The sequence below is a fragment of the Burkholderia sp. Z1 genome (genome assembly GCF_014893795.1).
GTDB lineage: Bacteria > Pseudomonadota > Gammaproteobacteria > Burkholderiales > Burkholderiaceae > Burkholderia > Burkholderia theae.
This window is the reverse complement of record NZ_JACFYL010000002.1, coordinates 649,566-675,435: the sequence shown is the minus strand read 5'-3', so window position 1 is coordinate 675,435 and position 25,870 is coordinate 649,566. Positions and strand designations below refer to the sequence as shown.

24 protein-coding genes and 1 pseudogene are annotated in these 25,870 nt (G+C 66.7%); 8 read left to right on the top strand and 17 right to left on the bottom strand.

The window, feature by feature from the left end; all coding sequences use genetic code 11:
* Positions 1-8 precede the first annotated feature (8 nt).
* The 9 genes and pseudogenes from H3H55_RS20090 to H3H55_RS20050 all read right to left on the bottom strand — a co-directional run bounded on the left by H3H55_RS20090 (position 9) and on the right by H3H55_RS20050 (position 5,785).
* Positions 9-428, bottom strand: coding sequence for a curli assembly protein CsgF (locus tag H3H55_RS20090; RefSeq protein ID WP_226800318.1), 420 nt, complete (start codon positions 426-428; stop codon positions 9-11).
* A gap of 46 nt (positions 429-474) precedes the next feature.
* Entirely contained in the window at positions 475-1,029 is a 555-nt protein-coding gene (locus tag H3H55_RS20085; protein WP_193099913.1) for a CsgE family curli-type amyloid fiber assembly protein, read from the bottom strand.
* Positions 1,030-1,576: 547 nt separating this feature from the next.
* Positions 1,577-1,774: pseudogene (locus H3H55_RS20080) on the bottom strand (aldehyde dehydrogenase family protein); the annotation flags it as partial.
* A gap of 56 nt (positions 1,775-1,830) precedes the next feature.
* Positions 1,831-2,346 (bottom strand): c-type cytochrome, encoded by a 516-nt coding sequence (locus H3H55_RS20075; RefSeq protein ID WP_193099912.1) that lies wholly within the window; start codon positions 2,344-2,346, stop codon positions 1,831-1,833.
* Positions 2,347-2,378: 32 nt separating this feature from the next.
* Positions 2,379-2,879 (bottom strand): c-type cytochrome, encoded by a 501-nt coding sequence (locus H3H55_RS20070; RefSeq protein ID WP_193099911.1) that lies wholly within the window; start codon positions 2,877-2,879, stop codon positions 2,379-2,381.
* Entirely contained in the window at positions 2,876-3,403 is a 528-nt protein-coding gene (locus H3H55_RS20065; protein ID WP_193099910.1) for a methylamine dehydrogenase light chain, read from the bottom strand. The genes H3H55_RS20070 and H3H55_RS20065 overlap by 4 nt, the downstream gene beginning before the upstream one ends.
* Before the next feature lie 39 nt (positions 3,404-3,442).
* Complete coding sequence (gene mauD / locus H3H55_RS20060; RefSeq protein ID WP_193099909.1) at positions 3,443-4,069, bottom strand: methylamine dehydrogenase accessory protein MauD; 627 nt, start codon at positions 4,067-4,069, stop codon at positions 3,443-3,445.
* Entirely contained in the window at positions 4,066-4,620 is a 555-nt protein-coding gene (locus H3H55_RS20055) for a MauE/DoxX family redox-associated membrane protein (protein WP_193099908.1), read from the bottom strand. Before H3H55_RS20055 ends, mauD begins: the two co-directional genes overlap by 4 nt.
* A gap of 7 nt (positions 4,621-4,627) precedes the next feature.
* On the bottom strand, positions 4,628-5,785 hold the full coding sequence (locus H3H55_RS20050) for an amine dehydrogenase large subunit (RefSeq protein ID WP_193099907.1): 1,158 nt from the start codon (positions 5,783-5,785) through the stop codon (positions 4,628-4,630).
* Positions 5,786-6,005: 220 nt separating this feature from the next.
* Here H3H55_RS20050 and H3H55_RS20045 point away from each other — a divergent pair, with 220 nt between their 5' ends.
* The 5 genes from H3H55_RS20045 (at position 6,006) to H3H55_RS20025 (ending at position 12,193) form a co-directional block, all read left to right on the top strand.
* Entirely contained in the window at positions 6,006-6,992 is a 987-nt protein-coding gene (locus tag H3H55_RS20045) for a helix-turn-helix domain-containing protein (RefSeq protein WP_226800316.1), read from the top strand.
* A gap of 125 nt (positions 6,993-7,117) precedes the next feature.
* Positions 7,118-8,062 (top strand): GlxA family transcriptional regulator, encoded by a 945-nt coding sequence (locus tag H3H55_RS20040; protein ID WP_129515624.1) that lies wholly within the window; start codon positions 7,118-7,120, stop codon positions 8,060-8,062.
* Positions 8,063-8,536: 474 nt separating this feature from the next.
* Complete coding sequence (locus H3H55_RS20035) at positions 8,537-10,249, top strand: M36 family metallopeptidase (protein ID WP_193099906.1); 1,713 nt, start codon at positions 8,537-8,539, stop codon at positions 10,247-10,249.
* Positions 10,250-10,328: 79 nt separating this feature from the next.
* Positions 10,329-11,582 (top strand): M20/M25/M40 family metallo-hydrolase, encoded by a 1,254-nt coding sequence (locus tag H3H55_RS20030; protein ID WP_193099905.1) that lies wholly within the window; start codon positions 10,329-10,331, stop codon positions 11,580-11,582.
* Between the two features lie 248 nt (positions 11,583-11,830).
* A complete protein-coding gene (locus tag H3H55_RS20025) occupies positions 11,831-12,193 on the top strand; it encodes a YbjQ family protein (RefSeq protein ID WP_193099904.1) in 363 nt (120 codons plus the stop codon).
* Positions 12,194-12,206: 13 nt separating this feature from the next.
* Here the strand turns inward: H3H55_RS20025 and H3H55_RS20020 are convergent, their stop codons facing one another.
* The 4 genes from H3H55_RS20020 to H3H55_RS20005 all read right to left on the bottom strand — a co-directional run bounded on the left by H3H55_RS20020 (position 12,207) and on the right by H3H55_RS20005 (position 17,273).
* The gene (locus tag H3H55_RS20020) at positions 12,207-13,457 is read right to left on the bottom strand and encodes an MFS transporter (protein ID WP_193099903.1); all 1,251 of its coding nucleotides are present in this window, start codon (positions 13,455-13,457) and stop codon (positions 12,207-12,209) included.
* Between the two features lie 236 nt (positions 13,458-13,693).
* Positions 13,694-14,527, bottom strand: coding sequence for an alpha/beta hydrolase (locus H3H55_RS20015; protein ID WP_226800314.1), 834 nt, complete (start codon positions 14,525-14,527; stop codon positions 13,694-13,696).
* Positions 14,528-14,620: 93 nt separating this feature from the next.
* Positions 14,621-15,751: an NAD(P)-dependent alcohol dehydrogenase gene (locus H3H55_RS20010; RefSeq protein WP_193099901.1), complete on the bottom strand. Its 1,131-nt coding sequence runs from the start codon at positions 15,749-15,751 to the stop codon at positions 14,621-14,623.
* A gap of 61 nt (positions 15,752-15,812) precedes the next feature.
* A complete protein-coding gene (locus H3H55_RS20005) occupies positions 15,813-17,273 on the bottom strand; it encodes an aldehyde dehydrogenase family protein (RefSeq protein WP_226800312.1) in 1,461 nt (486 codons plus the stop codon).
* Between the two features lie 3 nt (positions 17,274-17,276).
* Between H3H55_RS20005 and H3H55_RS20000 the strand changes: the two genes are divergently transcribed.
* Positions 17,277-18,452: a helix-turn-helix transcriptional regulator gene (locus H3H55_RS20000; RefSeq protein WP_193099899.1), complete on the top strand. Its 1,176-nt coding sequence runs from the start codon at positions 17,277-17,279 to the stop codon at positions 18,450-18,452.
* A gap of 103 nt (positions 18,453-18,555) precedes the next feature.
* Here H3H55_RS20000 and H3H55_RS19995 read toward each other — a convergent pair whose 3' ends face one another.
* From H3H55_RS19995 to betC, 3 genes are all read right to left on the bottom strand, one after another.
* Complete coding sequence (locus tag H3H55_RS19995; RefSeq protein WP_129515630.1) at positions 18,556-19,695, bottom strand: porin; 1,140 nt, start codon at positions 19,693-19,695, stop codon at positions 18,556-18,558.
* Positions 19,696-19,952: 257 nt separating this feature from the next.
* Complete coding sequence (choX, locus tag H3H55_RS19990; RefSeq protein WP_193099898.1) at positions 19,953-20,918, bottom strand: choline ABC transporter substrate-binding protein; 966 nt, start codon at positions 20,916-20,918, stop codon at positions 19,953-19,955.
* Between the two features lie 45 nt (positions 20,919-20,963).
* Positions 20,964-22,499, bottom strand: coding sequence for a choline-sulfatase (gene betC, locus H3H55_RS19985; protein ID WP_193099897.1), 1,536 nt, complete (start codon positions 22,497-22,499; stop codon positions 20,964-20,966).
* A gap of 240 nt (positions 22,500-22,739) precedes the next feature.
* Between betC and H3H55_RS19980 the strand changes: the two genes are divergently transcribed.
* Positions 22,740-23,645, top strand: coding sequence for a choline sulfate utilization transcriptional regulator (locus H3H55_RS19980; protein WP_193099896.1), 906 nt, complete (start codon positions 22,740-22,742; stop codon positions 23,643-23,645).
* A 174-nt stretch (positions 23,646-23,819) separates the two neighbouring features.
* On the top strand, positions 23,820-24,704 hold the full coding sequence (gene purU, locus H3H55_RS19975) for a formyltetrahydrofolate deformylase (RefSeq protein WP_193099895.1): 885 nt from the start codon (positions 23,820-23,822) through the stop codon (positions 24,702-24,704).
* Positions 24,705-24,737: 33 nt separating this feature from the next.
* Here purU and H3H55_RS19970 read toward each other — a convergent pair whose 3' ends face one another.
* Entirely contained in the window at positions 24,738-25,730 is a 993-nt protein-coding gene (locus H3H55_RS19970) for a DMT family transporter (protein ID WP_193099894.1), read from the bottom strand.
* Positions 25,731-25,870: the final 140 nt, after the last annotated feature.

Below are 25,870 nucleotides of genomic sequence, written 5' to 3'. Positions count from 1 at the left end.
TTTTCGATTTATTGGCCGTTGCTTACGATGAACGTCGAGGTCGCCCCGGTCGTCTTGTCCGTCGTCGTCACCTGAAGGTTGCCGTTGCCGGCCTGGCTCACGACGATCGTGAAGTTGCCGGTGCTGATGGTCCCCGGCTTGAGTTCGCCGTTGGTCCCGACGATCGAGTTCGTCACCGAGCCGGCGACGCGCGACAGGATCGCCTGCTGCAATTGCGCGTTGAACTGATCCAGCGACGACTGGGACGTCGACGGCGACGACGACAGCGACGGATCGGTGTGCTTGTTCTGCGCATTGGCCTCGTTCAGCAGGTTCGGGCCATTGGCGGGATTGCCGCCGAAGTTCGGATTGTTCGGCGTATAGACGAGCGCTGAAGCCGACGCGAACGTCGACGCCGACATCATCGCCATCAGTACAACTAATTTCATGGTTTTCATATCAGTCCTCTCCTCGTTCCTTCACAACATTTTTTGGTTAAATCTCGTCCTTCGCGAGGTCGACGTCGGGGAACAGCAGATTCGACAGGTCGTCCTGAATGACGGTTTGAAAGGCCAGATTGGCGGCGCTCTCCGCCACCCCGCGGACATTGGAGCGCGCGATCGGCAGGAAGGTCTGAAACACGCGCTTTTGCTGATACTCGACCCAGATCAGGCTGCCGTACCGCCCCGACGGGCGTTCGTGAATGGCAACCACATAACGCTCGCTCAACGGAATCTCCGTCCATGCGCGCGAGAAGTAAGTAAAGAAGTCGCGGCCGGCGAGTGTCACGGCGTCGGTGGTGACCGTGCCTCCGAGTCGATCTTCAGGAAGCGGCTTGCGGGGTGCGGGTGTAATGGCGCGCGATACAGCGCCGGTGGCCGGCTTCGCCGCGACCACGCCCGGATTCGCGGCCGGCGGCGGCGGTTCCATGACGCGTTCGGCGTTCAGCAGCGTCGAAGGCGGAGCGATGGGGTGTCCGACGGGCGCTGCCGACGGCGACAGGTCGATCGTGTCCTGGGCGCCGGCCGTCGCGCAGAGCGACAGGCACAACAGCGCCCCTCCCGCAGTTCGCAGGCGTGAACTCGAAATCATTTTCCCCAACCCCCGGTTGACTTGTACTAACTATGACGCCGGTCTGTCTTTCGTTTTCACCGGACTGCGTCTAGCGTGATGCGGCACATGGGTCGTTGAAGGAGCAAGAGGCATGCCTGACGAGAATTTATTGACGGCGCGTTATTTTCTAGAAAGGCGATTATTCCGTATTACATATTTTCTTCACGTAAAACGTTTGCGATCCTGAATTCATTAAAAAGCATTCTTGTTTACCCGCCCCTTCCGGATCGTAATGTCATACGAATGTCCGCATTTTCCTGAACCCGATAATATCGGGCCGCGAAACGTAACGTTCCAATAAGAACACATCCGTAACGACACGCCGTAACGTCCTGTCACGGGATGATAATTGTCCGATGAAAGCCGGTTTTTGTATGAAGTGAGCCCGAACGGACGGTCGATTATCGTTCTCTGATATAAGAAATGCGTTGCAGGTCAAGCGATTTCGGCGTGCGCGGCAGCGGCGCAATTATTGTTTTTCTAATTAATACGTCAGCGCTTTAAATCGAAGTGAAATCAGATGTGTTTCGCTTTCGGTGTACTCGTCGATCACCGCGCGCCCGAGCTCACGCCCGAAGCTCGACTGCTTCATCCCGCCGAACGGCATCGCGTTGTCGAGCAGCGAATGGCAATTGACTCACAGAGGGCCGGCTACGATACGCGGAACGAGTTGATGAATCGCGAACGGCAAGGTGCCGTTCGTCTCCATGTCCGCTCTTGATTCCTCGAATGGGTCGGTCAGTAGCGCTCCGTGACGCCGTCGATCCCGCGCGCCTGCAAGGCGCGGACGAGGCCGGCGCGCACGGTCGCGACGTCGGAAAAAGCGGGACGGCGGTGTGCGGCGACTTCGGCGGCGGTATAGGGCTTGAAGTCGCGCGGCAGCGCATCGCGGTTCATCGTCGTGAGCACCCAGTTGAGTACGTCCGCCAGATCCTGATCCGACAGCGCCGAGTTCGACGCGCCGGGCACGCGCATCACGTACTCGCGCCCTGCCGGCAGATGCGTGAAGTAGCCGAGCGAGTTTGCAAGCGGTGGCACCTTGCCGGGAATGCCGCCGCCCGTCGCCGTGTGGCAGCCCATGCAGTTGAGCACCCAGTTCTGTCGCGCAAGTGCTGCGTCGGCCGCGCCGTCGGCATGCGCCGGCGTGGCGGCCACGCATGCCGCTGCGACGGCAAGCAGCAGCGACGACGACAGGCGATGCGACAGGTAACCGATCCGCGCGGCCGCCTTCGACGTGCGCCGTGCGCCCCGCATCGGCTCGCCAACGCGCGATGCACGGGCGCCGTTCACAGTCCCAGCCCCTTGATCACCACGTCGCGTTGCGCATGAACCGCTGTGCCGTCCATCTCCTTCGCACGCGCCGCGCGGATCTCGGCGGCCGTGAACGGCTTCGCGTCACCGTGCTGCGCGTTGAGGTCGAACACGACGTAGTTGAGCACGTGCGCGATGTCGTCGTCGCTCGCGCTCGCAAACGACGGCATCTTGAAGTTGTAGCTCTTGTCGCGCACCTTGATCTCGCCGAACATCCCGTGCAGCAGCGTCGCGACCAGTTGCGCGCGTCCGGCGTCGGCCGCAGCGTACTTGCCCGGATATTCAGTGAGCGGCGGCGCGAGGCCGTCCTGCCCCTTGCCGCCCGCCTGATGACACACCGCGCACTGCGCGTCGAACAGGCTCTTGCCGGCCGGGTAATGCACGGCCTGCTGCGCGCCGGCGATGCCCGGCAACGCGACGGCAGCGACAGTCGCCACGCATGCGACCACGCCCCTTCCTGCTTGCTTCACTTTCATTGTTTTGCCGCTCCCAGCAGAACCGAAACCGAACAGTGGTAATTCGAATTACCGTTCGCCATGCACCAGTTGATGTCGTTGTTCAACGACAGCTTGTACAGCGGCTTCTCGCGCTCGTTGCGATTGCAGAAGCACTTGCCGCACGACGTCTTGCCGCAGCAATCGTTGTACGACACGATGTAATCCGACCCGTCGTGCGGATTGCGGCAGGTGCCGATCCACGTGATCGGCGAAGGCGTCGTGCCCGGCGGGCAACTGCTCGACGTGCCGCCGCAGCAGCTGCAGAGCCAGCCGTCGATCGCGCAGTATTTCCAGTAGTCGCAGCTCATCGGGTCATCACTCGCCCCCGCTGCAGCCGCGCCCGACGCCGCGTCGGCTGCATACGCGGTGCGATCGACGGGCAGCAGCGGCAGCATCGCCGATCCCACCAGCACCTTGCCGAGCTTCGCCATCGCGCTGCGCCGCGAACTGTGCTGCGCGACGCCGCGCGCCGACCGCTCGAACCATGAATCAAACAGGCCCATGTCGTTGTTCTCCCATGACGTTGAAAGGGGTTCGGCCGGTCAGGCGTGCTGCGCGTGGGCGTCGTGGCTGTGATCGCCGTGCACGAACTGCTGCAGCGACGCGACGCCGCGCTCCTTCGCCTCGAACAGGCTCTCGAGATGCTCGCGCGTGTTGACGAGCCCCTTCGCGCGCACCGTGCCGGTTTCGTCGAGCAGCACGGCATACGGCAGCTTGCCGATCTGGTAGGCGAGGCCAAGCTCCTGCGACAGCACGTACGGGAAGCGCCCGAGGTCGTGCTTCCGCGCGAAGCGCGCGTGCTCGTCGAGATCGCCGTCGCTCGCGAGCACGATGTTCACCGGCGTCGATTCGCTCGCCTGCAGCGACGGCAACAGCGGCAGCAGCTTCTTGCAGACCGGGCACGTCGGCGACAGGAAGAACAGCAGCGTCGCCTTGCCCGACGCATCGATGCCGCCGACCTTCACCTGCGCGCCGCGAATGTCGGTCAGCTCGAACATCGGCGCGATCGCGCCGACCGCCGGCCCCTTGTCGATCATCAACGCGCCGGCCGGCATGATGCGTTCGTACAGGATGCCGATCTGGCGCACGAGCGCGAGACAGATCGCGCCGAGCGCGAGGACGGCCACCCACAGCAGGGCGGTGGAAACGGTGAGAGCGGTTTGCATCATGAATTCCTCAGGTGGGAAAGGCGCGGTACGTTGGCGAGCAGCACGTCGACGGTGAGCAGCGCGCAGACGATCAGCAGCACGGAGAAGAACAGCGTCAGGTAGTCGAACCACACGACCGCGCGGGTGCCCGGTTCGACGAGTGCGGTCGCGGCCAGCGCGACGAGCAGCAGCACGCGGCCGACATGCAGCCAGCCGATGCCGCGCGGCGCATCCGTGCGCGCAGCCGTGAAGCCGGAACAGCCGCAGTCGATGTCGGTGTGGCCGCGCAGCAGGTTGATCGCGATGCCGGCGGCGAACGCCAGGAGCAACGCGATCAGGCCGAGCGCGCCGGCCATGCGCGTATCGGGAAACAGCAGCGCCGCGGCGCCGACGGTTTCCGCGAGCGGAATCGCGAACGCGACGGGCGCGGTCAGCGCATCGGGCAGCAGCCGGTAGCCGGCGAGCGCCTGGCGAAACGCCGCGGGCCGGCGCATCTTTGCGAAGGCGCCGAGCAGCACGACGACGGCCGCGCCGGCCTGCGCACTGGTGGCGAGTACGGGATCGAGGGTCATCGCGGCCTCACGGGTTGACGAGCAGCGACGACGTATTGCCGATCTGCTTCTCGATGTTCTGCAGCCGGCCGGTGCGCGCATCCATCACGACGAGGTCGGACGTCGCCGTCAGCCCGTACAACAGCGGCTTGTCGTCCTCGCTGACCTGGATCGACACGAGCGGATCGACCTTCTGTTGCGCGAGATCCCAGCGCGCGACGCGCTGCTTCGACTTCAGGTCATACACCCACACCTGCGTGCCGGGATCCTTGTGCGAGCCGTCGACGCCCTTGTGCATCAGCACGTAGTAGCGGTTCTGCTTCGCCTGCACGGCCGTCTGCTGCATGCCGCCCGGACGCCAGCCTTCGGCGCGCTCGGCGTCCGTCAGCAGCGGCCACGGCTTGCCGAACGCCGGTTTGTCGCCGCTGAAATCCGCGCTGCGCACGTTGCCGCCATACGTCGTGAACAAATAGTCGCCGTGGTACCGCGACGCATTCACGAACGCCGGATCCTTGTCGACGTCGATGAACGCATCCGACATCGTGCGCTTCGTTTCCTTGCCGTTCGCGTCGAGCGTGACGGTCAGCGCCTTGCCGCTTTCGCACAGCGCGGTGAAGCGGTCATTCCCGGACGGATACGCGAGCACGCACGCGGCCGTGTCGATCTCGGAGAGCACCTTCTTCGAGACCGCGTCGATCACCGTCACCGATGCGGCCGGCGTGATGTTCGCGACGTACAGCCGCTTGCCGTCGGTGCTGAACGCGGTGTTGTACGGCGACGGCACATGCTGCCCGTGCTTCGGCGGGATCACGATCTCGCCCGCGTGATCGAGCGTCGTGTTGTCCGTCATCTCGACGACGTCGGTGCGCGTGCCGTGCGAGCCGCGCGAGAAGTAGGTCGTCGCGACGAAGCTCGTCTTGTGGTCGGGTGAAATCGCGAAGCCCGGGCCGAAGCCGCCGTCGATCTGGCCGAGCAGCTTCTTCGCATCGGCGTCGTACACGTAGATGCGCCCGTCGGTCATCGACGGCATCGAGATGTCGACGATATAGACCTCGTGCGGATGCCACGGCGGCATCTTCTGCACGACCAGCTCTTCCGGCTTTTCCGTCGCTTGCGCATTGCCGATCCATGCCGCCGCGAACGCCAGCGTCGCCGCGAGCGCCGCGGTTCGTCGCCTTGTCCTCATGTCGCCTCCAGTTGGGGATTCACGTGATGTGGGGCGACTGTAGTTCGACAATAAATGCCGTCAGCACCCGGACCGGCAACGCGTGCGTGCCGATTCGGGATATTGGAAATGCACGTGAAAGGCGCTTGCGCTCGCGGCTTCCGACCCTCTGACCCATGCGCGCCGAATCGCACTCCTCCTTATTGCGCCGACCGCGCGGTCGGTTTAATCTTGCGCGGTCATGCTCGACATCCCCGGAGGCGCTGTGTTCGTGTTCCACGAGAAGTTCGACGACGCGGACCGGCATGCCGAGGCGCTGCGCGGCTGGAACCAGCGCTACGACCAGATCGGTTCGGGCGCGTACCGCAGCGCGGTCAAGCACGTCGTGCTCGACGGCACGCAACTGTTTCAGGAAGCCGCGAACGTTCGCATCATCCAGCGCGGCCGGCTCCCGCCCGGCCATACGGTATTCGGCATGCCGCTCACCGGCTCGGGTGCATTCGCATTCGGTGGCGCGCGCATCGAACGCGGCACGATGGTGATGGCGCGCGGCGGCGCGCCGTTCGAACTGCATTCGCCCGACGACATGTCGCTGATCGGCGTCGTCGTCGATGCCGAACTGACGCAGCAGATCGAGGATGCGGCCGATGTGCGGCTCGACGAAGCCACGCTGCGCCGCGGCGTCGTCGACATGCCGACCGCCGTGCTGATGCGCGCGAGCCTGCAGGTCGCGACGCAGCTCGAACGCGTGCTCGCGGCGCCCGACGCGTTCGTCGACGCACGCGCGCAATGCGAACTGCGCGGCGACATCGGCAACGTGCTCGTCGATCTCCTCACGTACCGGATGCCCGAACCGCCGAACCGGCTCACGCACGCGTGCCGCGCCGACATCGTGCGCCGCGTGCACGACCATGTGATCGAACACCCCGAGGCGCCGGTCGACATCCTGAGCCTGTGCGCGCAGCTGCGCGTGAGCCGACGCACGATGCAGAACTCTTTCCAGTCGGTCGTGCAGACCAGCCCGCTGAGCTACGTGCGCTCGCTGCGCCTGTCGCAGGTGCGGCGCATGCTGCTTGACACGCGGCTGGCCGACCTGCCGATCAGCGACGCGGCCGCGCGCTGGGGCTTCATCCATCTCGGGCATTTCGCGAACGCGTACAAGGCCCAGTTTGGCGAGCTGCCGTCGACCACCGCGCGCCGGTCCGTGCGCGCTGCAAAAACACGCTGAACCCCGCAAAACCCGCGATAATCTCCCGCTGACCGTTCGGCGACTGCGAACCGGCCGCGGCGTGTGCCGGGCCGATCGCCGCCCCCGCACTGCGTGACGACCACCGGATTCCATCCCCTGCCCCGATGCCCGAGGATTTCCACTTCCTGTTGCTGCCCGGCTTCTCCGCGCTCGGCTTCATGTCCGCGGTCGAACCGCTGCGCGTCGCGAACCGCTTCCGCACCGAGCTTTATCGCTGGCACGTGATCAGCGCCGACGGCGCACCCGTCGCCGCGAGCAACGGCATTCCGGTCGCCGCCGAAGCCGCGTGCGCGGACGTCGCGCAGGTCGATACCGTGTTCGTCGTCGCGGGTTTCGATCCGCTCGTGTGCTACACGCGCGCGCTCGGTGACTGGCTGCGCCGCCAGCACCGGCACGGCGCGACGCTCGGCGGGATCGACACGGGCAGCTTCGTGCTCGCGGAAGCCGGGCTGTTCGACGCATCGCAGCCGCTCACGCTGCACTGGGAAGCGCTTGCCGCGTTCCGCGAACGCTATCCCGGCCTGAACGCGACGCAGGAGCTGTTCGAGATCGACGAACGGCGCATCACGTGCGCGGGCGGCACCGCGTCGATCGACATGATGCTCGACCTGATCGGGCGCCGGCATGGCGCCGATCTCGCGGCGGCGATCTCCGAGCAGTTCGTCGTCAGCCGCATCCGGCAGCGCTCGGACAGCCAGCGGCTCGAGATCGCCGCGCGCTACGGCGTGCACAACCGCAAGCTGATCCAGGTGATCGGCACGATGCAGCGACACATGGAAAATCCGCTCGGCTCCGATGCGCTCGCGCAGGAGGTATCGATCACGCGGCGCCAGCTCGAACGGCTGTTCAGCGCGACGCTGAACGACACGCCGACGCGTTTCTACCTGAACCTGCGCCTCGATCGTGCCCGCGAGCTGCTGCAGCAGACCGACATGAGCATCACGTCGGTGTGCGTCGCGTGCGGGTTCGAATCGCCGTCGCATTTTTCGCGCACGTATCGCGCGCGATTCGGCGTAAGCCCGCGCAGCGATCGACGCGCCACACGCTGATCGTCGCGAGTTTTAATCACAATCCGGCGCGGTATTACGCGTTCCAGCAGCGTTTCCCGCCGCTCGCTGAACAATGCCGGCGATTGATCGACGGACCGAAGCGATCATCGAAAATAATTTGCAATGTCGCTGAAAATATTCTGTAACATATCCTGAAATTAGATAGGCAGCCTAACGAGACGCGCTCGGGTTCGATGCACATCGAGCCGCGCGGGCTGCCCACCGATATCGATTCCGATCCGAGGGGTATGACATGACGATGCTCGATTCGCCGTCGCCGCACCTGCCTGCCGTTCGCTTCTCCGTCACGTTTCCCGCCTATTTCTTTTCGACCTGACATTTAGGTTTCCTAAGTCAGTCGACACCCCAACACCGCTTCGTCGCGCCGGTTCCATCGAACCGGCGCGCGGGCCGTGTCGTGCCTGCGCGCCACGAGCGCGCGGGCGTGTCCAACCGTTGAGATGAGGATCACGTATGCAGACATCACGCAAAGCATTGCCGCTCGCCCTGGGTCTCGCGCTCGGTTTCGGCATCGTCGGCGGTACCTCGGCCGATACAAAAGTCTCGAACCCGCAAGCAACGAGCCTGCGCGAAAGCCTGACGCGCGGCGTCGCGCCGCCGGCCACGAAAGCCGATACGGCCGGCGGGCAGTTCCGTGCGGACGGCGTCGCCGTCACGCTGTACAACCCCGCGTATCGCGTGAAGAAGGCCGCCACGACGCCCGCCGCCACCGCGCGTGACTTCGTCGCGTCGCAGGCCGCGCAGCTCGGGCTCGACCCGGCCGCGCTCGCAAGCCTCGTCGTCACGTCGGAGCGCAACGACGCCGATTTCACCGTCGTGCGCCTGCAGCAGCAGGCAGCCGGGCTGCCCGTGTACGGCAGCGACATCGCGGTGACGGTCGCGAAGGACGGCCGCATCCTGTATGTGGCGAGCAACACGATCAACGGCGTGGTCGCGACGTCGCGCAAGTCGCAGGCCGTCGACCAGCAGCAAGCGCTCGACCGCGCACGCGCGTATCTCGGCGTGAGCGGCTTCACGAATCTGAATGCGCAGCTCGTCGCGTTCGTCGACAAGACCGGCACGCACACCGCGTGGAAGGTGCGCGGCCGCCCGCAGGACGGCCCGAAGGGCGACTGGGAACTGCTGATCGACTCGGGCAGCGGCGAAGTGCTGCGCGCCGAGGACAAGGCGTTCTACGCCACCGACGGCACCGGCTTCGTGTTCCGGCCCGACCCGCTGTCGTCGACGAAGAGCAGCTACGGCAGCGCGGGCTACAAGGACAACAACGACGCCGATTCGCCGCAGCTCACCGCCGCGCGCGTGCGCGTGACGCTGAAGGATCTCGCGCAGTCGGGCTCGCGCTATTCGCTGTCGGGCCCGTACGCGGTGTGCGTCGATTTCGATGCGCCGCTCGACAAAGCGTGCCCCGTGCAATCGACGCCCGCGTTCGAGTTCACGCGCGGCAACCTGTATTTCGAAGCCGTGAACGCGTACTACCACATCGACACGTTCCTGCGCTACGTGAACCAGACGCTCGGCATCAAGGCGCTGCCGTACCAGTACACGGGCGGCGTGCAGTACGACCCGCACGGCGAATCGGGTGACGACAACTCGTCGTACTCGTCGAGCAGCGGCCGGCTGACGTTCGGGCAAGGCGGCGTCGACGATGCGGAAGATGCGGACGTCGTGATCCACGAACTCGGCCACGGCATCCACGACTGGGTGACGAACGGCGGCCTGTCGCAACAGGAAGGGTTGTCCGAAGGCACGGGCGACTATCTCGCCGCCGCGTACAGCCGCGACTTCAACCAGTGGAGCCCGTCGGATGCGCAGTACCACTGGGTCTACAACTGGGACGGCCACAACGAGTTCTGGGGCGGCCGCGTGACCAACTGGAACGTCGGGCGCACCTATGCGCAGGCGCGCGGCGCGGAGATCCACACGGCCGGCCAGTACTGGGCCTCGTGCAACCTCGTCGCGCGCGACGCGATCGGCGCGCAGGCGATGGACAAGGCGTTCCTGAAGGGGCTGTCGATGACGAACAGCTCGACCAACCAGAAGGCCGCCGCGCAGGCCGTGCTGACGGCGGCTTCCGCGCTCGGCTACAGCAACGCGCAACTCACCGCGATCGGCAATGCGTACAACAAGAGCTGCACGTACGGCGTGACCGTGCCGCAGAAATCGTAATCCCGCAGCAGGCGGGGGCGCATCGCACGACCTGCGGCACGCCCTCTTCCTCGACATCGCTACCCTCACGAGATCGAACATGCCTACTCTGAAATTGACCCGCCTGAGCGCCGCGCTGGGCGGCATGCTGCTGACCGCCGCCGCGCACGCGACGCCCGTGTGGATCACGCTCGGCGACGCGTCGTTCCGCCAGCTTCAACGCATCGATGCGAGCGCAACCGCGCAATACAGCACGACCGTCGACGCCGGCAAGACGGCCGACGGCACCGTGCGCCGCGAAACCGTTCACGTCGTCGAGATCGACGATGCGCGGCTCGGCGAACTGGCCCATGCGGTCCACCATACGCGCGGCCACGGGCCCGGCTACGTCGTGCACGATTCGTTCGACGAAGCACGCCAGGCGCTGCAGCCGTTGCCCGCCACGCTCGCGAAGCAGGCGGCCGCCTCCGTGTTCAAGGTATCGAACGCGCCGCAGATCGGCACCTGGATCCAGCAACTGCAGGCCAGCAACATCGTCGGCACGATCACGTCGCTGTCGAGCTTCACGAACCGCTACTACACGACATCGCACGGCGTCGCCGCATCGGACTGGCTCGCGCTGCAGTGGAAGCAACTCGCGGGTTCGCGTGCCGACATCACCGTCGAGCAATTCGCGCACACGGGCTTTCCGCAGAAGTCCGTTATCCTGACGATCCGCGGCAGCGATCCCGCCGCGGGCACCGTCGTGCTGGGCGGCCACCTCGATTCGACCGTCGGCCGCACGACGGAAAACACGCGCTCGCCCGGCGCGGACGACGATGCGTCGGGTATCGCGAGCCTCACCGAAGCGCTGCGCGTGCTGCTCGCGAACAACTACCGGCCGAAGCGGACGATCAAGGTCATCGGGTATGCGGCCGAGGAAGCCGGGCTGCTCGGCTCGAAGGCGATCGCGAAACAGTTCCGCGCGCAGAATGCGAACGTGGTCGGCGTGCTGCAGCTCGACATGACGAACTACAAGGGCGATCCGAAGGACATTTACCTGATCACCGACTACACGAACGCGGCGCAGAACACCTACCTGACGAATCTGGCGAAGACCTACCTGCCGGAACTCGCGATCGGCACGTCGCAGTGCGGGTATGCGTGCTCGGATCACGCGTCGTGGAATGCGCAGGGTTATCCGGCGTCGTTCCCGTTCGAGGCCGACCAGAACGACAGCCCGTATATCCATACTGTGAACGACACGCTGGAGAACTCGGATCGCCAGGCGAACCATGCGCTGAAGTTCGGCAAGCTGGCGCTGGCCTATGCGGTCGATCTCGGCGGGGATGGCGGCACGGCTGTGAAGCCCTGACGGCGCGCTGACGGATCGTTTGTCGGTCCATCCGTGCGTCCGGAAATGAAGGAAGCGTGTGCGCGTCGTTCGCACACGCTTCCTTCCCGACGATTCCGGTCAGCGTCCCGAAGAGACGCATGCGCTAACAACCACCTCGGAAGCCTTCATGGCACGCCACGTACAGGGCGATCGACTCGATCGAACCGGACGCACACGCGCATCCGGATAGAATCGTCACTCGACCACTCCGCTACATGCCTCCCGCCATGATCGATATCTCCCGCTCCATCGACGACTTGTCGCCCGCTCGCGTCACGACCGCGTTCGACCTGCCCGGCCATACGACCGTCCGCTCGCTCGGCGTCGCACAGGGCATCGTCGTGCGCTCGCGCTCGATCGTCGGCTCGTTCGGCGCATCGCTGCAGACGATCTTCGGCGGCAACATCACGCTCTATACGTCGCTGTGCGAGAAGGCTCGCCAGCACGCATTCGACAAGATGCTCGACGATGCGCGCAAGCTCGGCGCGAACGCGATCGTCGCGATGCGCTACGACTCGACCGAGATCGGCGCGGGCGTGACGGAAGTCATCTGCTACGGCACGGCCGTGCGCGTGACGCAGGACGCGTAATGCGTGACGCGCGTCAGACGTCGCGCTCGAGCGATTTCATGTTCGTGAGCTGCGGAAACAACCGCATCCATGCGAGCGCGACCGCGATCGTCGCGGCGCCGCCGACGACGATCGCCGTCGGCGCACCCCACCATGCGGCCGTCACGCCCGATTCAAATTCGCCAAGCTGATTCGACGTGCCGATGAACAGCGAATTGACCGCGCTCACGCGGCCGAGCATGTCGTCGGGCGTGCGAAGCTGCACGAGCGACAGCCGCACGACGACGCTGACCACGTCCGATGCGCCAAGCGCGGCCAGCGCCACGAGCGACAGCGCGAAGTGCCGCGACACCCCGAACACGATCGTCGCGATACCGAACGCGATCACGCCACCGAACATCGCGCGGCCCGGCCGCCCCTTCAGCGGAAAACGCGTGAGCCACAGCGTGCCCGCGAGCGCGCCGACCGCGGGTGCCGCACGCAGCGCGCCGAGCCCCCACGGGCCGACCTGCAGGATATCGCGCGCGTAGATCGGCAGCAGCGCGGTCGCGCCGCCGAACAGCACCGCGAACAGGTCGAGCGACAGTGCGCCGAGGATCGCCGGTTCGCGCCGGATGAACGCGATCCCGGAAAACACCGAGCGCAACGTGACCGGCTCGCGTGCGGGCGGCGCGCTGCGCAGCGGAATCGTGCCGCTCAGCATCGCCGCGATCGCGAACGCCACGACGCTCGTGCCGAACGCGGCGGGTGCACCGACTCCGTATAGCAAGCCGCCGAACGCGGGTCCGAGGATCTGCGCGGCCTGGTTGGCCGACGTCGACAGCGCGGTTGCGCGCGGCAGGTCGGTGCGCGGCACCACGGCCGGCAGCAGCGACGAAACCGACGGCGACTCGAACGCGCGGGCCGTGCCGACGATCGCCGCGAGCGCATACACGGCCGGCGCGGCCAGCCATCCCTGCACGGCACCGAGCAGGAACACGCCCGCGGCCAGCGCCTCGACGCTCTGGCAGATCGTCGCGATGCGCCGGCGGTCGTAGCGGTCGGCCACCTGCCCGACGACGAGCGTCAGCGCGAACATCGGCACGAACTGCGCAAGGCCGACGAGACCGAGCGCGAATGCGCTGTGCGTGAGCGCATAGACGTACCAGCCGATCGCGACCGACAGGATCTGAAATGCCAGGGACGACATCACGCGCGTGCCCCAGAAGCGCTGGAACGGTGCGTGACGGAACAGGTTCGCGGGTAACGGGGATAAAGGACTGGGGTCGGGCACGGAGTCGGTCATCGAGGTCTCGGCGGTTGGCCCAAGGCTGTCGCTGCCAGGCCAGGCGTCGATGATAAGCCAAACGCGGCCGCGAGCGCGTCATGCACGCGCGACCCCGTCCCTCAGGTCGAATCGACTCGCTGCCGCCGCTTGGGTCAGCAGGACCGTTACCGAGAACGGCGCCGCGACTGCACGCGCCCGCATCGGGCACTCACCTGCGGGCGGGACGCAGATCGCATCGGTACCGCGCCCGCATGTCATCCGGCGACGAGCGCGGACAATGCCTGCACCAGACACCCGTCCGGACGCGCCAGTTCGTCGAGCACCGAAAAATGCGTGCACCCCGCAACGTGGATCAGATCGACGGTCTCGCCGACCGCCCGGCTGGCGGCGGCATAGTCGTCCGAATGGCGCACGAGCTCCGGCAGCTCCGCGCCACCGACCGCGACGACGATCGGCACCCCGCTGCCGACATGCCGCAACGGGCTGAACGCGTCGATCTCATGCTTCGACAGCTTCAGCTTGTCGTCGAGCCAGGACAGGCTGATCGGCTCCAGGTCGACGAGCGCGCTGATCGGCAGCGCGGCCGTGACGGCCCGGTGCGAGCGATGCTGCAAGGTCAGGTGACCGCCTGCCGAGTGGCCGCTCAGCACCAGCGGCTTGCCGGCGATCCGAAGCCGGTCGCGATCGCCGGCGAGATGGTCGAGCAGGCGGCCGATTTCGCCGACGATCTGCGTCATCGACGCATCGGGCGCCAGCGTATATTCGGCCAGCACGACGTTGAACCCCGCAGCAAGCGGCCCGTTCGCGACGTACGCGAAATCCTCTTTCGTACAGTGCTGCCAGTAGCCGCCGTGAATGAACACGAACGTCGGCGCATTCGGCCGCTCGCAGGCGAACCAGTCGTAACGCTCGCGCGGTCGATCGCCGTAGCGAAGGTCGCGCCAGCACGACGCCGTGTCGTAAAGCTTCGCGCTGCGCGCCTGGCAATCCGCCAGCACGGCCGGAAAATCCGGTATGGCCTTGGTGTTGTCGTACGCGGCGTCGAGCGCGATGCGATCCATGCCGCGATAAAGGTAGGTCATGCTCATGCTCCGATGAAGGGTGTCCGTCGAGACAGGGGGTCGCCGTGTGGCGCGCGGGTGGACGGCCGTTGCATCGACGCAGGCCGCGCGCCCGCGGATTCACGCATGGCCGTCGACGAGCAGGACCGGCTTCAGCGTCAAGCCGGCTTCGCTGTCCGCCGCCGCCCGGTTGATGTCGGCGAACGGATAGAACGTCACGAGCCGGTCGAACGCGAAGCGGCCCTGCATGTGCAGCTCGACCAGCTCCGGAATGAATTTGCGGGGCACGCTGTCGCCTTCGCAGATGCCCTGGATGCGCTTGCCCGCGATCATCAGGTCGTTGAGGTCGAAGGCGGCTTGCGTGCCCTGCGGCGATGCGCCCACGACACCGAGTACGCCCCGCGGCCCCAGCGCCGCCACGCCTTGCGCGAGAATCGCCGGGCACCCGGTCGATTCGAGCGCGAAATCGGCGCCGCCGCCGGTGATGTCCCTGACGGCCTCGACCCAACCGGGCTCCCGGCTGTCGATCGCGTGCGTCGCACCGAGCTCACACGCGAGCGCCAGCCGGGTGGGCACGACGTCCACCGCGACGATGGTGGCCGCGCCCGCCAGCCGGGCCGCGAGCACGGCGGATATGCCAACCGCGCCGGCGCCCAGCACCAGAAAGCGGCTGCCCGGTGTCACCTTCAACGAATGAATGACCGCGCCCGCGCCGGTCTGGATTCCGCAGCCGAGCGGCCCCAGCAGGCTCAGCGGGGCTGCCTTCGGCACCTTGATCGCACTGCTTTCGCGGCTCAGCGCGTAGGTCGCGAACGACGACTGCGCGAAGAAGTGATCGTGGAGCAGCGCACCGCCCGGCGTCGTGATCGCCACCTGCCCGTCTTCTCCACTGCCGCCGAAGTTGCGCCTGAAGAAATCCGTGCAGTAGGACGTGTGGCCGGCGCAGCAGGACAGGCAATGCCCGCAATGCCCGTACGTCAGCACCACGTGATCGCCCGGCGACAGCGACCTGACCTCGGGACCGACCGCTTCCACGACGCCGGCGCCTTCGTGCCCGAGCACGGCCGGCAATGGCATCGGGTAATACTGATCGCGAATGATCAGGTCGGTATGGCACATGCCGGTGGCCACGATGCGCACCCGTACTTCGTCGTTCACCGGCGCGCGCAGGCGCGCCGGCTCCAGCGTAAACGGTGCGCCCTTGCTGCGGGTGACCGCTGCGACGATGTCGCGAAACGCGGGCTTGCTCATCGGGAGATCCTCCTGCCGGTTGCCGCCGCACGCGGCGGCGCCTGAACGAATCGCACCCACGTCACGCGGCGGATGACGGTGCAGCCACGCGGTTCCGGATCGTCACGGACTTCACGTGCGAATAGAGATTGAGCGTTTCGCGGCAATGCTCGACTCCGATGCCGCTTTCCTTGATGCCGCCGAACGGCACGCCGCCGGCGAGATTGAAATACTGGTTGATCCACACCGACCCGGCCTCGAGCGCATCGGCCGTGCGCATCGCGTTGTCGAGATCGGACGTGTAGATGCCGGCGGCGAGCCCGTACGGGACGTCGTTCGCTTCCGCCAGCATCCGGTAGACGTCGCTCCAGCGCAGCACGCACAGCACCGGCCCGAAGATTTCCTCCTGCGCGACACGCATGCTGTTGCGCGCCTCCAGCAGCGTCGGCTGGATGAAGTAGCCGGCCTCGCAGCCCGGTACCTTCGCGCGCGCGCCGCCGAACAGCACCTTCGCCCCCTCCTCCTTGCCGATGCCGATGTAATCCAGCACGCGCTCGCCCTGCTTCGCGGAGACGAGACAGCTCAGGTCCACGTCCTTGTCGAGCGGATCGCCGATCCTCATGCGCGCGGCGGCCGCGATCAGCTTGTCGACGAACGGCGCGTAGATGTCGTCGTGCACGAACAGGCGCGTGCCGGCCAGACACGACTGGCCGTTGCAGTACATCGCGGCGAACAGCGCGTCGTCGACGACCGCATCGATGCGCTCCACGTCCGGGAACACGATGTTGGGACTCTTGCCGCCCAGTTCGAGCGACACGGGCACCAGGCGATCCGCGCCCGCGCGGCCGATGAGGCGGCCGACCTCCGGGCTCCCGGTGAAAGCCAGCTTCGCCACGTGCGGATGCGAGGTCAGCGCGGCGCCGACCTCGTCGCCGAAACCCGGTACGACGTTGATGACGCCCGGCGGGAAGATGCCGCCCGCGATCTCCGCGAACGCAAGCGTGGACAACGACGCGTTCTCGTCCGGCTTCAGCACGACGGTGTTGCCCGCCGCGACGGCCGGCGCCACTTTCAACGCGACCATCAGCGCCGGCACGTTCCACGGGATGATCTGGCCAATCACGCCGATCGGCTCGCGCTTCACGACCAGATAGCCGCCGGGAATCGGCTTCCCGTACCCCTCGTGGGTCAGGATCGCGCCCGCGAAATAGCGGTATTGCGCGATCGCCTTCTCGTGATCGATGCGCGTCTCGGCGATACGCCGCCCGATGTCCCGCGCGTCGAGCTCGGCGAGGCGCGGCAGCGCCTGCTCCAGCGCATCGGCAAGCCGGCTCAGCAGCGCGGCCCGGGTCTCGTACGACGTTGCCTTCCAGGCCGGCAGCGCGCGCCGTGCGGCCTCGACCGCCGCGGCGACGTCGGCCGCGCCGCATCGCGCGATCTCCGCAAGATGCTCGCCGGTGGCCGGGTTGACGGCGGCGAAGGTCGCGCCACCGCGCGGGCGGACGAACCCGCCGTCGATGTACGCCGTATAATTTCCGCTCATTGAATGCTCCATGGTTCCGTTGCGATCCGCTTAACATCCACACGGCCCCATGATTCCCGGCGCGGGCGCGGGCGACTATCGCTTCGGCGCCACCGGCATCGGAAACGCGCCACTATTCGATGCGGTGTCTCCGCTTCCGCCAGAAGGGACCCCATGAACGATCGACTTCCCCGGTCCGGCCTGTCGCTGCCGGCGTTCCCGCCACCGCTATCCGACGGCGACATCCCGCGCGGCGCGATGCTGTTCGAATCCGACGATCTGGAAATTGCCCGCCGCGAGATCGGCAAGGTCTATCGTCCGTACGCGTTCAGCGCGGCCCGGCACCGCGCGATGCCCGCCACCATGTTCAAGCTCGACGGCGACAATGTCGCACTGTCGTGGTTCGCGTACGGGACGGAAATCGCAATCCGGCCGGAAGTCTTCGGCGATTTCGTCCTGGTGCTCACGACGCTGGCCGGACATGCGGACATTCGCAGCGGCCGGCTCGCGCACGTCGGTGGGCACGGGTCGACCGTGCTCGTCACCTCGGACGAGCGCGCGCAATTTCGTTACAGCGAGGACAACGTCCAGATGGGCGTGCGCATCGACGCGCAGCGCATCGCCGATCTCTGGCGCCGCGTCTCGGGACGCGCGCCGCCGTCCTCACTGCCGTCGTGCACGCTGCTCGACGCGCACCGCAACCGCTGGCTAGCGTCGGTGCAGACGTTGCGGCAATTGCTGGATCCCGGCACGCCGTCCGCGCTGAAAGCGATGCAACTGCCACTGGTGGAAGAGTTGCTGATCATGAGCCTCGTCGGCGAGCAGCTGGCGCGCGCGGCGCCGGCCCGCGACGACGTGGCGCCGGCGTGTGTGAAGCGCGCCGTCGCGTACATCGACGAGCATGCTGGCGAACCGCTGACGCTGTGCGACATCGCGGCCGCCGCGCATTGCAGCGTGCGCACGCTGCAGCGCGCGTTCCGGCAATGGCGCGACACCGGCACGATGCGCTACCTGAAGGAAATCCGCCTGCAGCGCGCCCGGGCGGCGCTGCAGGCGCCGGACGAAACCGCTTCGATCACCGAGATCGCGACACGCTGGGGTTTCGGCCATCTCGGCGAATTCGCCGCGGATTACCGGCAGATGTTCGGCGAGCGTCCGTCCGATACGCGCGCGAAACGCCGAACCATCGCGTCGTCGTAGTCCGTAGCAAGCTGATCCGTCAGGTAAACAAAAAAAAGCGCGAACCGCGGTTCGCGCCAAAGAGAGACCTCGCTGAAGACGTCGCTGCTCCAAACCACCCTGCTCAGAACGAATGCCGCATCCCGATCCGCACGTCGGCCTGCGTCTGCGTCGTCGACGGCGTGAAGCTGTAGCCGATCACCGCATCGACGCCCTGCGACGCACGCAGGTAATCGCCGGAGATGTACACGTCCGTGCGCTTCGACAGCATGTAGTGCAGGCCCGCCGTGCCCTGGTTCCAGTGATGGCCTTCGAAGCGCGTGTGCTGGTAACCCGCGATCAGGCTCAGCGCCGGCGTGAACTGGTACGAGCCGCCGCCTTCATACACCTGCATGTGCGACGACTGGCCAAAGCCCTTGATCGTCGTGTACGAGAAGTTGGCGTCGAGCGTCAGCTTGTCGATCGTGTAGCTCGTGCCGATGCCGAACGTGCCCTGACTGTCGACGTCCATCGGCGTGTTCGCAAACAGGTCGGTCCGTGCGCCGGTCGCCGGATCGACGGTGACGGTCTGCTGGCCGAGGAACGTGTGCGTGCCGATCATCGCGTACGGGTCGAACGCGTAGATGCCGTTCGGGTTGTTCAGGCGCGTGTACGCAGCGCCGATCGAGAAGTCGCCCTTCGTGAAGCTCGCGCCCGCGCTCCATGCGCTGTTGCGGTGGAAGTTGCCCGCGACGTTGCCGAACGAGTACATCGCGCCGAACTTAAAGCCGCTGAGATCGTTCGACAGGAACTTCACCGAATTCGGCAAGCGGTCGCCGTTGAAGCGGTCGAAGTCGCCCTGGTGGATCGCATAACCGCTGCCCCACGCCGAGATGTTGTAGATCGACACGAGTTCGTTCGTGATGTCGAGCTGGTTGCCGAACGACAGCGTGCCCCAGTCGTTCTGCAGGCCGACATACGCCTGCCGACCGAACTCCGAGCCGCCGAAGCCGAGTTGCCCGGTGCCGAGGCGGAAGCCGCTTTCGAGGGTGAACACCGCCTTCAGGCCGCCGCCCAGGTCTTCCGTGCCCTTCAGGCCGAAGCGGTTCCCGTACGCGACGCCGTCGTCGAACTTGACCACGTGCGAGCCGCCGGTGTTGTTCACATACGTGATGCCCGCGTCGAGAATCCCGTACAGCGTCACGCTGCTCTGGGCATGCCCGATGGCGGGAATGCTGGCCGCGCATGCAAGCGCGGCGGCTACGGCGACTTTCGTGTGCTTCATTATCGACCACCCTCCCTGAACCATTCGATGGAAAGAACCTCGTCCCGGCGCGTACCGCGATGCGCCGGTGGATTCGAATTCAGTACGCCCGCTGGCTCCGGCATTTCGTTTTTCGCAATAACGCAGCCATTGGCGAAAAATACAAACCCATATTTCGGGTCACCCGTCTGAAGGCGACACCAAATGGTCACGATGCGACCGGTCGGGAAAACACGTAGACAGGCGGCGCGACAAAAAGCCGGCCGCCAGAGGGGAGGTCAATGGCTGTCGAGGGCCGCGCGCACGGCCGGCAGGCCCGGTGCGCCGGCGGCGGTCGTCACGCCGTCCAGCCAGCCGGCGACCAGCGCCGGGTCGGCCTTCAGCGCATGCTGCGCCGCGACTGCGGGCGAGGTTTTGTGGTCGAGCATGTCGGCGATCATCCGGTTCTCGACGTCGACGGAGAACGTCATCTGCCGGAACAGCCGCGCCAGGTTCGCGCACTGGCCGGCAAACCCGGCGCGCGTGACCGTGTTGACCGTCGCGCCGCCGTAGTTCGGGCCGAAATACGTATCGCCGCCGGACAGGTAGGTCAGGTGGAACTTCGTGTTCATCAGGTGCGGCTCCCACGCAAGGAAGACGATCCAGCGCTTGTCGCGCACCGCGCGCTCGACCTGCGTGAGCATGCCCGTCTCGCTCGATTCGACGAGCGACCAGTTCGCCGGGCCGAGCGCATGGTCGGACAGCATCCGCTTGATGTTCTGGTTCGCGGGCGCGCCGGGCTCGATCCCGTAGATTTTGCCGCCGAAGCGGTCGGCATAGCGCGCGAGATCGGCGAACGTATGCACGCCCGCGGCCGCCACGTAGTCGGGCACGGCGAGCGTGAACTTCGCGCCGCTCAGGTTCGCGTGCAGCACGTCGATCGACTTCTCGTCGACGAACGGCTTCACGAGCGGCGCCTGCGCGGGCATCCAGTTGCCGAGGAACACGTCGACCTGCCCTTTCTTGAGCCCCTGGTACGTAATCGGCACCGACAGGTTCGCCACGTCCTGCCGGTAGCCGAGCGCCTTCAGCACGACGCCCGCCATCGCGTTCGTCGCGTCGATGTCGGTCCAGCCGGGCGCCGCCATCTTCACGTCGCCGCAGGTCTGCGGGTCGGCCGCGCGCGCGCCCTGCGTCGTCATCAGGCAAGCGGCCGCGGCAAGCGCCGCGCCGATCCGGATTGCTGTGTTGCATTGCCGTTCCATCGTCCGCTTCCTCCGTCGTTCGTTCAGGTTCGCGATGCGGGACACTCAGCGCCCGACACGCGGAAAACGCGCCATCGCCTCGAGCGTGTCGAGTTCGATGTGATTGCGCATGTAACGCTGGCTCGCGTCGGTGAACGGCTGCCAGTCCCACGCGTGGATGCGGCCCTGCGTCGTCGCCGCGTAATGGAAGCGCCGGCGCCGCTGGCTCGCGCGCACCTGCCGGTCGAGTTCGGGCAGGTTCCAGCGTTGCGCGGCTTGTGTGCGGAACGCCGCGAGCACGTCGGCGGCTTCCGGCGCGCCGGCCAGGTTCGTCAGCTCGCGCGGGTCGTCCGCGAGGTGGTAGAGCTGGTCGGGATCGGCCGGGCAATGCACGTACTTCCAGTCGCCGCGGCGAATCATCACGACCGGCGCGACCGCGCCTTCCGCGAGGTATTCGCCGAGCGCGACATCGTGCGCGGGCGTGCCGTGCAGGTGCGGCACGAGACTCGCACCGTCGACGGGGTCGGGCCAGCCGCCAGCGGGCGCTGCGCCGGCCAGGTCGACGAGGGTCGGCAGCAGGTCGACGTGCGACACCGGTCCACGCACGCGCGCGGCGCCGAAACGGCCCGGCGCATGGACGATCAGCGGCACGCGGCAGCCGCCTTCGAAGAACGTCATCTTGTACCAGAGCCCGCGCTCGCCGAGCATGTCGCCGTGGTCCGACGTGACGATCACGATCGTGTCGTCGGCGAACCCGCACTGCTCGAGCGCAGCCAGCACGCTGCCGAACTGCGTGTCGACGTAGGACGTCGCGCCGTAGTACGCACGGCGCGCGGCGCGGATCTGCGCGTCGGTCGGCGGCGTGCGGTCGTTCTCGCAGACGAAGCGCAGCCGCTGCGAATGCGGGTCGCTGTCCGCCGCGCCGAGCCGCACGGCCGGCATGTCGATTTCGTCGTCGCGGTACTGGTCCCAGTATTCGCGCGTGATCGCATACGGGTCGTGCGGATGGGTCAGCGACACGACCATGCAGAACGGCCGTGCATCGTGGCCGGCCGCGCGTTCGCGCGCGACGTCGTACAGCTTCTGCTTCGCGGCGAACGTGACCTCGTCGTCGAAATCGAGCTGGTTGGTGCGCACGCACGGGCCGGCCTCCAGCACCGAACTCATGTTGTGATACCAGCTCGGCCGCTCGGCCGGGCTGTCCCAGTCGGGTACCCAGCCGAAATCGGCCGGATAGATGTCGGTCGTGAGCCGCTCCTCGAAGCCGTGCAACTGGTCGGGCCCGCAAAAATGCATCTTGCCGGACAGCATCGTCCGGTAGCCGCCCGCGCGCAGGTAGTGCGCGAACGTCAGCGTTTGCGCCGGCAATTCGGCGGCGTTATCGTAGGCGCCGATCCCCGACGGCAGCTTGCCGGTCAGCAGCGAGAAACGCGACGGCGCGCACAGCGGGCTCGCGCAGTACGCGGCGTCGAACACCACGCCTTGCGCGGCGAGCCGGTCGAGCGTCGGCGTGCGCGCGACGCGGTTGCCGTACGCCGGCAGCGCGAACGGCGTGAGCTGGTCGGCCATCAGGATCAGGATGTTGGGTGTCGGGTTCGTCATCGGCGGTCGTGGGGAAAGCGGTGTTCGAATGGAACGGCGCGCCGCTCGGGCAGCGAGACGTCCGGCATGACGGAAGCGGCCCGCAGAAAGTGCCGCGCGTGCCCGTCGCGACTGGCTAGAATCGCGGAAGGCTTGGCGTAGCGGCCGTGAAGCGCGCGTGCCGTGCCGTCCGATGCACTATCACCCGCCCGAATTCGGGCGGGTAGGCGTCCTGCCCTTATGGGGCCATTAGAGGGGCTTATGTCGAAATCCGAACCGTTACCGTCGATGCAGGCGCTGCGCGCGTTCGAGTCGGCTGCCCGGCTCGCGAGCTTCACGGCCGCCGCGCGCGAGCTCGGCTCGACGCAGCCGGCGGTGAGCCAGCAGGTGTTCCAGCTCGAGGCCGAGCTCGGCGTGCCGCTGTTCGAGCGCAGCCCGCGCGGGGTCACGCTGACGGCCGACGGCGAGTGCCTGTACGAAGCCGTGCGGCTGAGCCTCGACACGCTGCGCGGCGCCACCGCGACGCTGCGCGCGCGCCGCGAGCACGGCGCGCTCACGATCGTCACCGACTTCGGCTTCGCGACCTACTGGCTGATGCCGCGCCTGGCCGGCCTGAAGCGCGTGATGCCGGATGTCGACGTGCGCGTCGTCACGTCACAGGATTACGACGCGCAGCGCGACCACGGCGACATCGCGATCCTGTTCGGCGACGGCCACTGGCCGTCGTGCACGGCCGCGCGGCTCTTCCCCGAATCCGTCACGCCCGTGTGCTCGCCCGCGTTCCGCAATGCGCACCCTCAAGTCGCGCGGGCCGACCAATTGCTCGCGCTGCCGCTGCTGCACGTGCAGCCGACGCGCCCCGAGCGCTGGCTGTCGTGGTCCGGCTGGTTCGACGCGCACGGCCTCGACACGGCGGCCGCCGCGCGCGGCGTGACTTTCAACAGCTACGCGCTCGTGATCCACGCGGCGCTGCTCGGCGAAGGCGTCGCGCTCGGCTGGTCGCCGCTCGTCGACGAACTCGTCGCGTCCGGGCAGCTCGTGAAGCTTGTCGACGCGCCTGTCGTCACGTCGCGCGGCTACTTCCTCGTGCGGCCGCCGCAACGGCCCGAGCCGGACGCGACCCACGTGTTCCGGCGCTGGCTGCTCGACGCGTGCGCGAGCGCCTGACGCGCCGAGCCCGCCCCCCTCCGCGCGCTGGCGCGCCGATACCAGCCACACGGCGCGTTGGTTCTATCCTCGCCAAAATCGTCCTGATTTACTTGAGCCTCCCGCCAACCGCGCGGCGCGGCGCCTTCGTGCGCCGCCGCACGGCCGTGCGCCCCATGCAAACCGAGGAGTCTCATGACCGCCGAGCACCGCCCCGATCAATTCGTCCTGACACTGTCGTGCCCGAGCGCGGCCGGCCAGGTCGCCGCCGTCGTCGGCTTTCTCGATCGCCATCGCTGTTACGTCGATGCGCTGAACGTGTTCGACGACGATCTCAGCAACCGTTTCTTCGTGCGCTGCGTGTTTCATCCGACGGATGAAACGCTGCAGATCGACGCGCTGCGCCAGGAATTCGCGCCGATCGCAGCCGCGCTCGGCGGCCACGACGGCGACATGCAATGGGCGATCCACGACGTGAACGCACGGCCGAAGGTGCTGATCATGGTCTCGAAACTCGAGCACTGCCTCGCGGACCTGCTGTTCCGCTGGCGGATGGGCGAACTGAAGATGGATATCGTCGGCATCGTGTCGAACCATCCCGACTTCGAGCCGCTCGCCGCGCAGCACGGGCTGCCGTTCCGGCATTTCCCGATCACGGCCGACACCAAGGCGCAGCAGGAAGCGCAGTGGCTCGACTTCTTCGAGTCGAGCGGCGCCGAGCTCGTGATCCTCGCGCGCTACATGCAGGTGCTGTCGCAGGAAACGAGCGCGAAACTCGCGAACCGCGCGATCAACATCCATCACTCGTTCCTGCCCGGCTTCAAGGGTGCGAAACCGTATCACCAGGCGCATGCGCGCGGCGTGAAGCTGATCGGCGCGACCGCGCACTTCGTCACCGACGATCTCGACGAAGGCCCGATCATCGAGCAGGTCGTCGAGCGTGTGGATCACGCGCTGCGGCCGGAGCAGCTGCTCGCGGTGGGGCGCGATGTGGAATCCATCACGCTTGCGCGCGCGGTGAAGGCGTTCATCGAGCGGCGCGTGTTCCTGAACGGCGATCGGACGGTGGTGTTTTCGTAAAGCCGGTACGCGGCGCGCGGGATGGACCGTCCGTCACGCGGAAGCCGACGGCACACGCGCAGGCGCCGGGGCAAGTCGCCGCGCGCGGCGCCGCAGGTACAGGTTGTTGAGGATCAGCGCCACGCCCGTCAGCGCGGCGCCCGCGATCTGCGCGCGGTTGGGCACCACGCCCGTGAAGGCTGAAACGATGAATGCCGTGATGGGCACGATGTCCATGAACAGCACGCCATTCATCGGCCCCAGGTTCCGGTTGCCGGTCATCCACAGCAGGATTGCGCCGAAGCCGGCCACCGGCCCCATGTACGCGAGATGCGGCAGGATCGCGTGCACCGCGGCCAGTGACGGCGCGGCGATCCGGTGCGTGGCGATCAGCACCAGATTGACCGCGACGATCGTGGTCAGTCCGAGCCACGTCGTGACGGTCGTGTATTTCAATGCCGACCAGCGCGTGAACCGCGCCGCGCCGAACGTATAGACGACCCAGCACAACGCACCGACGATGATCAGCGCATTCGCCGCGTAGTGCTGCGGTGCGTGCAGCGCGGCCATCACGTCGCCGCGTGTGATGACGAGCGCAACGCCGGTAAAGGACAGCACGACGAACAGCACCGACACCGGGGCCGGCGCGACGCGCCGCACCAGCGCGTTGAGCAGGAGCCCCATCATCGGCTGCGTCGCCATCATGATCGACGCGGTCAGCGCACCTTCGTCGCCGGCCAGTTGCTGGCCCAGGAACACGAACGATCCGAATCCGCAGAAGCCGATCGAACCGAGCAGCCACGCGAGTGGCACCGACTCGCCGGCAGGCCAGAACGCACCCGGCCCTTCGACGATCCGCAGCAACACGATGAAGCCGGTACCGGCGACCAGGTAACGCAGCGACGTGAACGTGAAGGGATCGATGTACCGCAACGCATCGGTCATCACCGGGAACATCACGCCCATCAGGATCGTCGCGGTCACGCATGCGACGATGCCCTTCCCGTACGCGCTCGCGGCGGGCATTGCGATATGTGCATTATTCATGACCTATCGTTCCCAAATTAATCGAAAAATGATGCCGGTGCGGCTGTGTGCAGCGGCGGCTTGTCAATTTCCTTGCTGTTTTTGTCTGTCCTTCACGGTCTCGACAGAGGCCTGGGGAATGCCTGATATTTGAAACCGAT

Excerpts from the sequence above, each read along its gene's own strand:
- H3H55_RS20015 (WP_226800314.1), bottom strand. The coding sequence starts at position 14,527 with ATGAGCATGACCTACCTTTATCGCGGCATGGATCGCATCGCGCTCGAC.
- H3H55_RS20055 (WP_193099908.1), bottom strand. The coding sequence starts at position 4,620 with ATGACCCTCGATCCCGTACTCGCCACCAGTGCGCAGGCCGGCGCGGCC.
- H3H55_RS20075 (WP_193099912.1), bottom strand. The coding sequence starts at position 2,346 with ATGCGGGGCGCACGGCGCACGTCGAAGGCGGCCGCGCGGATCGGTTAC.
- H3H55_RS20030 (WP_193099905.1), top strand. The coding sequence starts at position 10,329 with ATGCCTACTCTGAAATTGACCCGCCTGAGCGCCGCGCTGGGCGGCATG.
- H3H55_RS20045 (WP_226800316.1), top strand. The coding sequence starts at position 6,006 with ATGCTCGACATCCCCGGAGGCGCTGTGTTCGTGTTCCACGAGAAGTTC.
- mauD (WP_193099909.1), bottom strand. The coding sequence starts at position 4,069 with ATGATGCAAACCGCTCTCACCGTTTCCACCGCCCTGCTGTGGGTGGCC.
- H3H55_RS20005 (WP_226800312.1), bottom strand. The coding sequence starts at position 17,273 with ATGAGCGGAAATTATACGGCGTACATCGACGGCGGGTTCGTCCGCCCG.
- H3H55_RS19970 (WP_193099894.1), bottom strand. The coding sequence starts at position 25,730 with ATGAATAATGCACATATCGCAATGCCCGCCGCGAGCGCGTACGGGAAG.
- H3H55_RS20050 (WP_193099907.1), bottom strand. The coding sequence starts at position 5,785 with ATGAGGACAAGGCGACGAACCGCGGCGCTCGCGGCGACGCTGGCGTTC.
- betC (WP_193099897.1), bottom strand. The coding sequence starts at position 22,499 with ATGACGAACCCGACACCCAACATCCTGATCCTGATGGCCGACCAGCTC.
- H3H55_RS20070 (WP_193099911.1), bottom strand. The coding sequence starts at position 2,879 with ATGAAAGTGAAGCAAGCAGGAAGGGGCGTGGTCGCATGCGTGGCGACT.
- H3H55_RS20065 (WP_193099910.1), bottom strand. The coding sequence starts at position 3,403 with ATGGGCCTGTTTGATTCATGGTTCGAGCGGTCGGCGCGCGGCGTCGCG.
- purU (WP_193099895.1), top strand. The coding sequence starts at position 23,820 with ATGACCGCCGAGCACCGCCCCGATCAATTCGTCCTGACACTGTCGTGC.
- H3H55_RS20040 (WP_129515624.1), top strand. The coding sequence starts at position 7,118 with ATGCCCGAGGATTTCCACTTCCTGTTGCTGCCCGGCTTCTCCGCGCTC.
- H3H55_RS20035 (WP_193099906.1), top strand. The coding sequence starts at position 8,537 with ATGCAGACATCACGCAAAGCATTGCCGCTCGCCCTGGGTCTCGCGCTC.
- choX (WP_193099898.1), bottom strand. The coding sequence starts at position 20,918 with ATGGAACGGCAATGCAACACAGCAATCCGGATCGGCGCGGCGCTTGCC.
- H3H55_RS20025 (WP_193099904.1), top strand. The coding sequence starts at position 11,831 with ATGATCGATATCTCCCGCTCCATCGACGACTTGTCGCCCGCTCGCGTC.
- H3H55_RS19995 (WP_129515630.1), bottom strand. The coding sequence starts at position 19,695 with ATGAAGCACACGAAAGTCGCCGTAGCCGCCGCGCTTGCATGCGCGGCC.
- H3H55_RS19980 (WP_193099896.1), top strand. The coding sequence starts at position 22,740 with ATGTCGAAATCCGAACCGTTACCGTCGATGCAGGCGCTGCGCGCGTTC.
- H3H55_RS20000 (WP_193099899.1), top strand. The coding sequence starts at position 17,277 with ATGCTCCATGGTTCCGTTGCGATCCGCTTAACATCCACACGGCCCCAT.
- H3H55_RS20010 (WP_193099901.1), bottom strand. The coding sequence starts at position 15,751 with ATGAGCAAGCCCGCGTTTCGCGACATCGTCGCAGCGGTCACCCGCAGC.
- H3H55_RS20090 (WP_226800318.1), bottom strand. The coding sequence starts at position 428 with ATGAAATTAGTTGTACTGATGGCGATGATGTCGGCGTCGACGTTCGCG.
- H3H55_RS20020 (WP_193099903.1), bottom strand. The coding sequence starts at position 13,457 with ATGACCGACTCCGTGCCCGACCCCAGTCCTTTATCCCCGTTACCCGCG.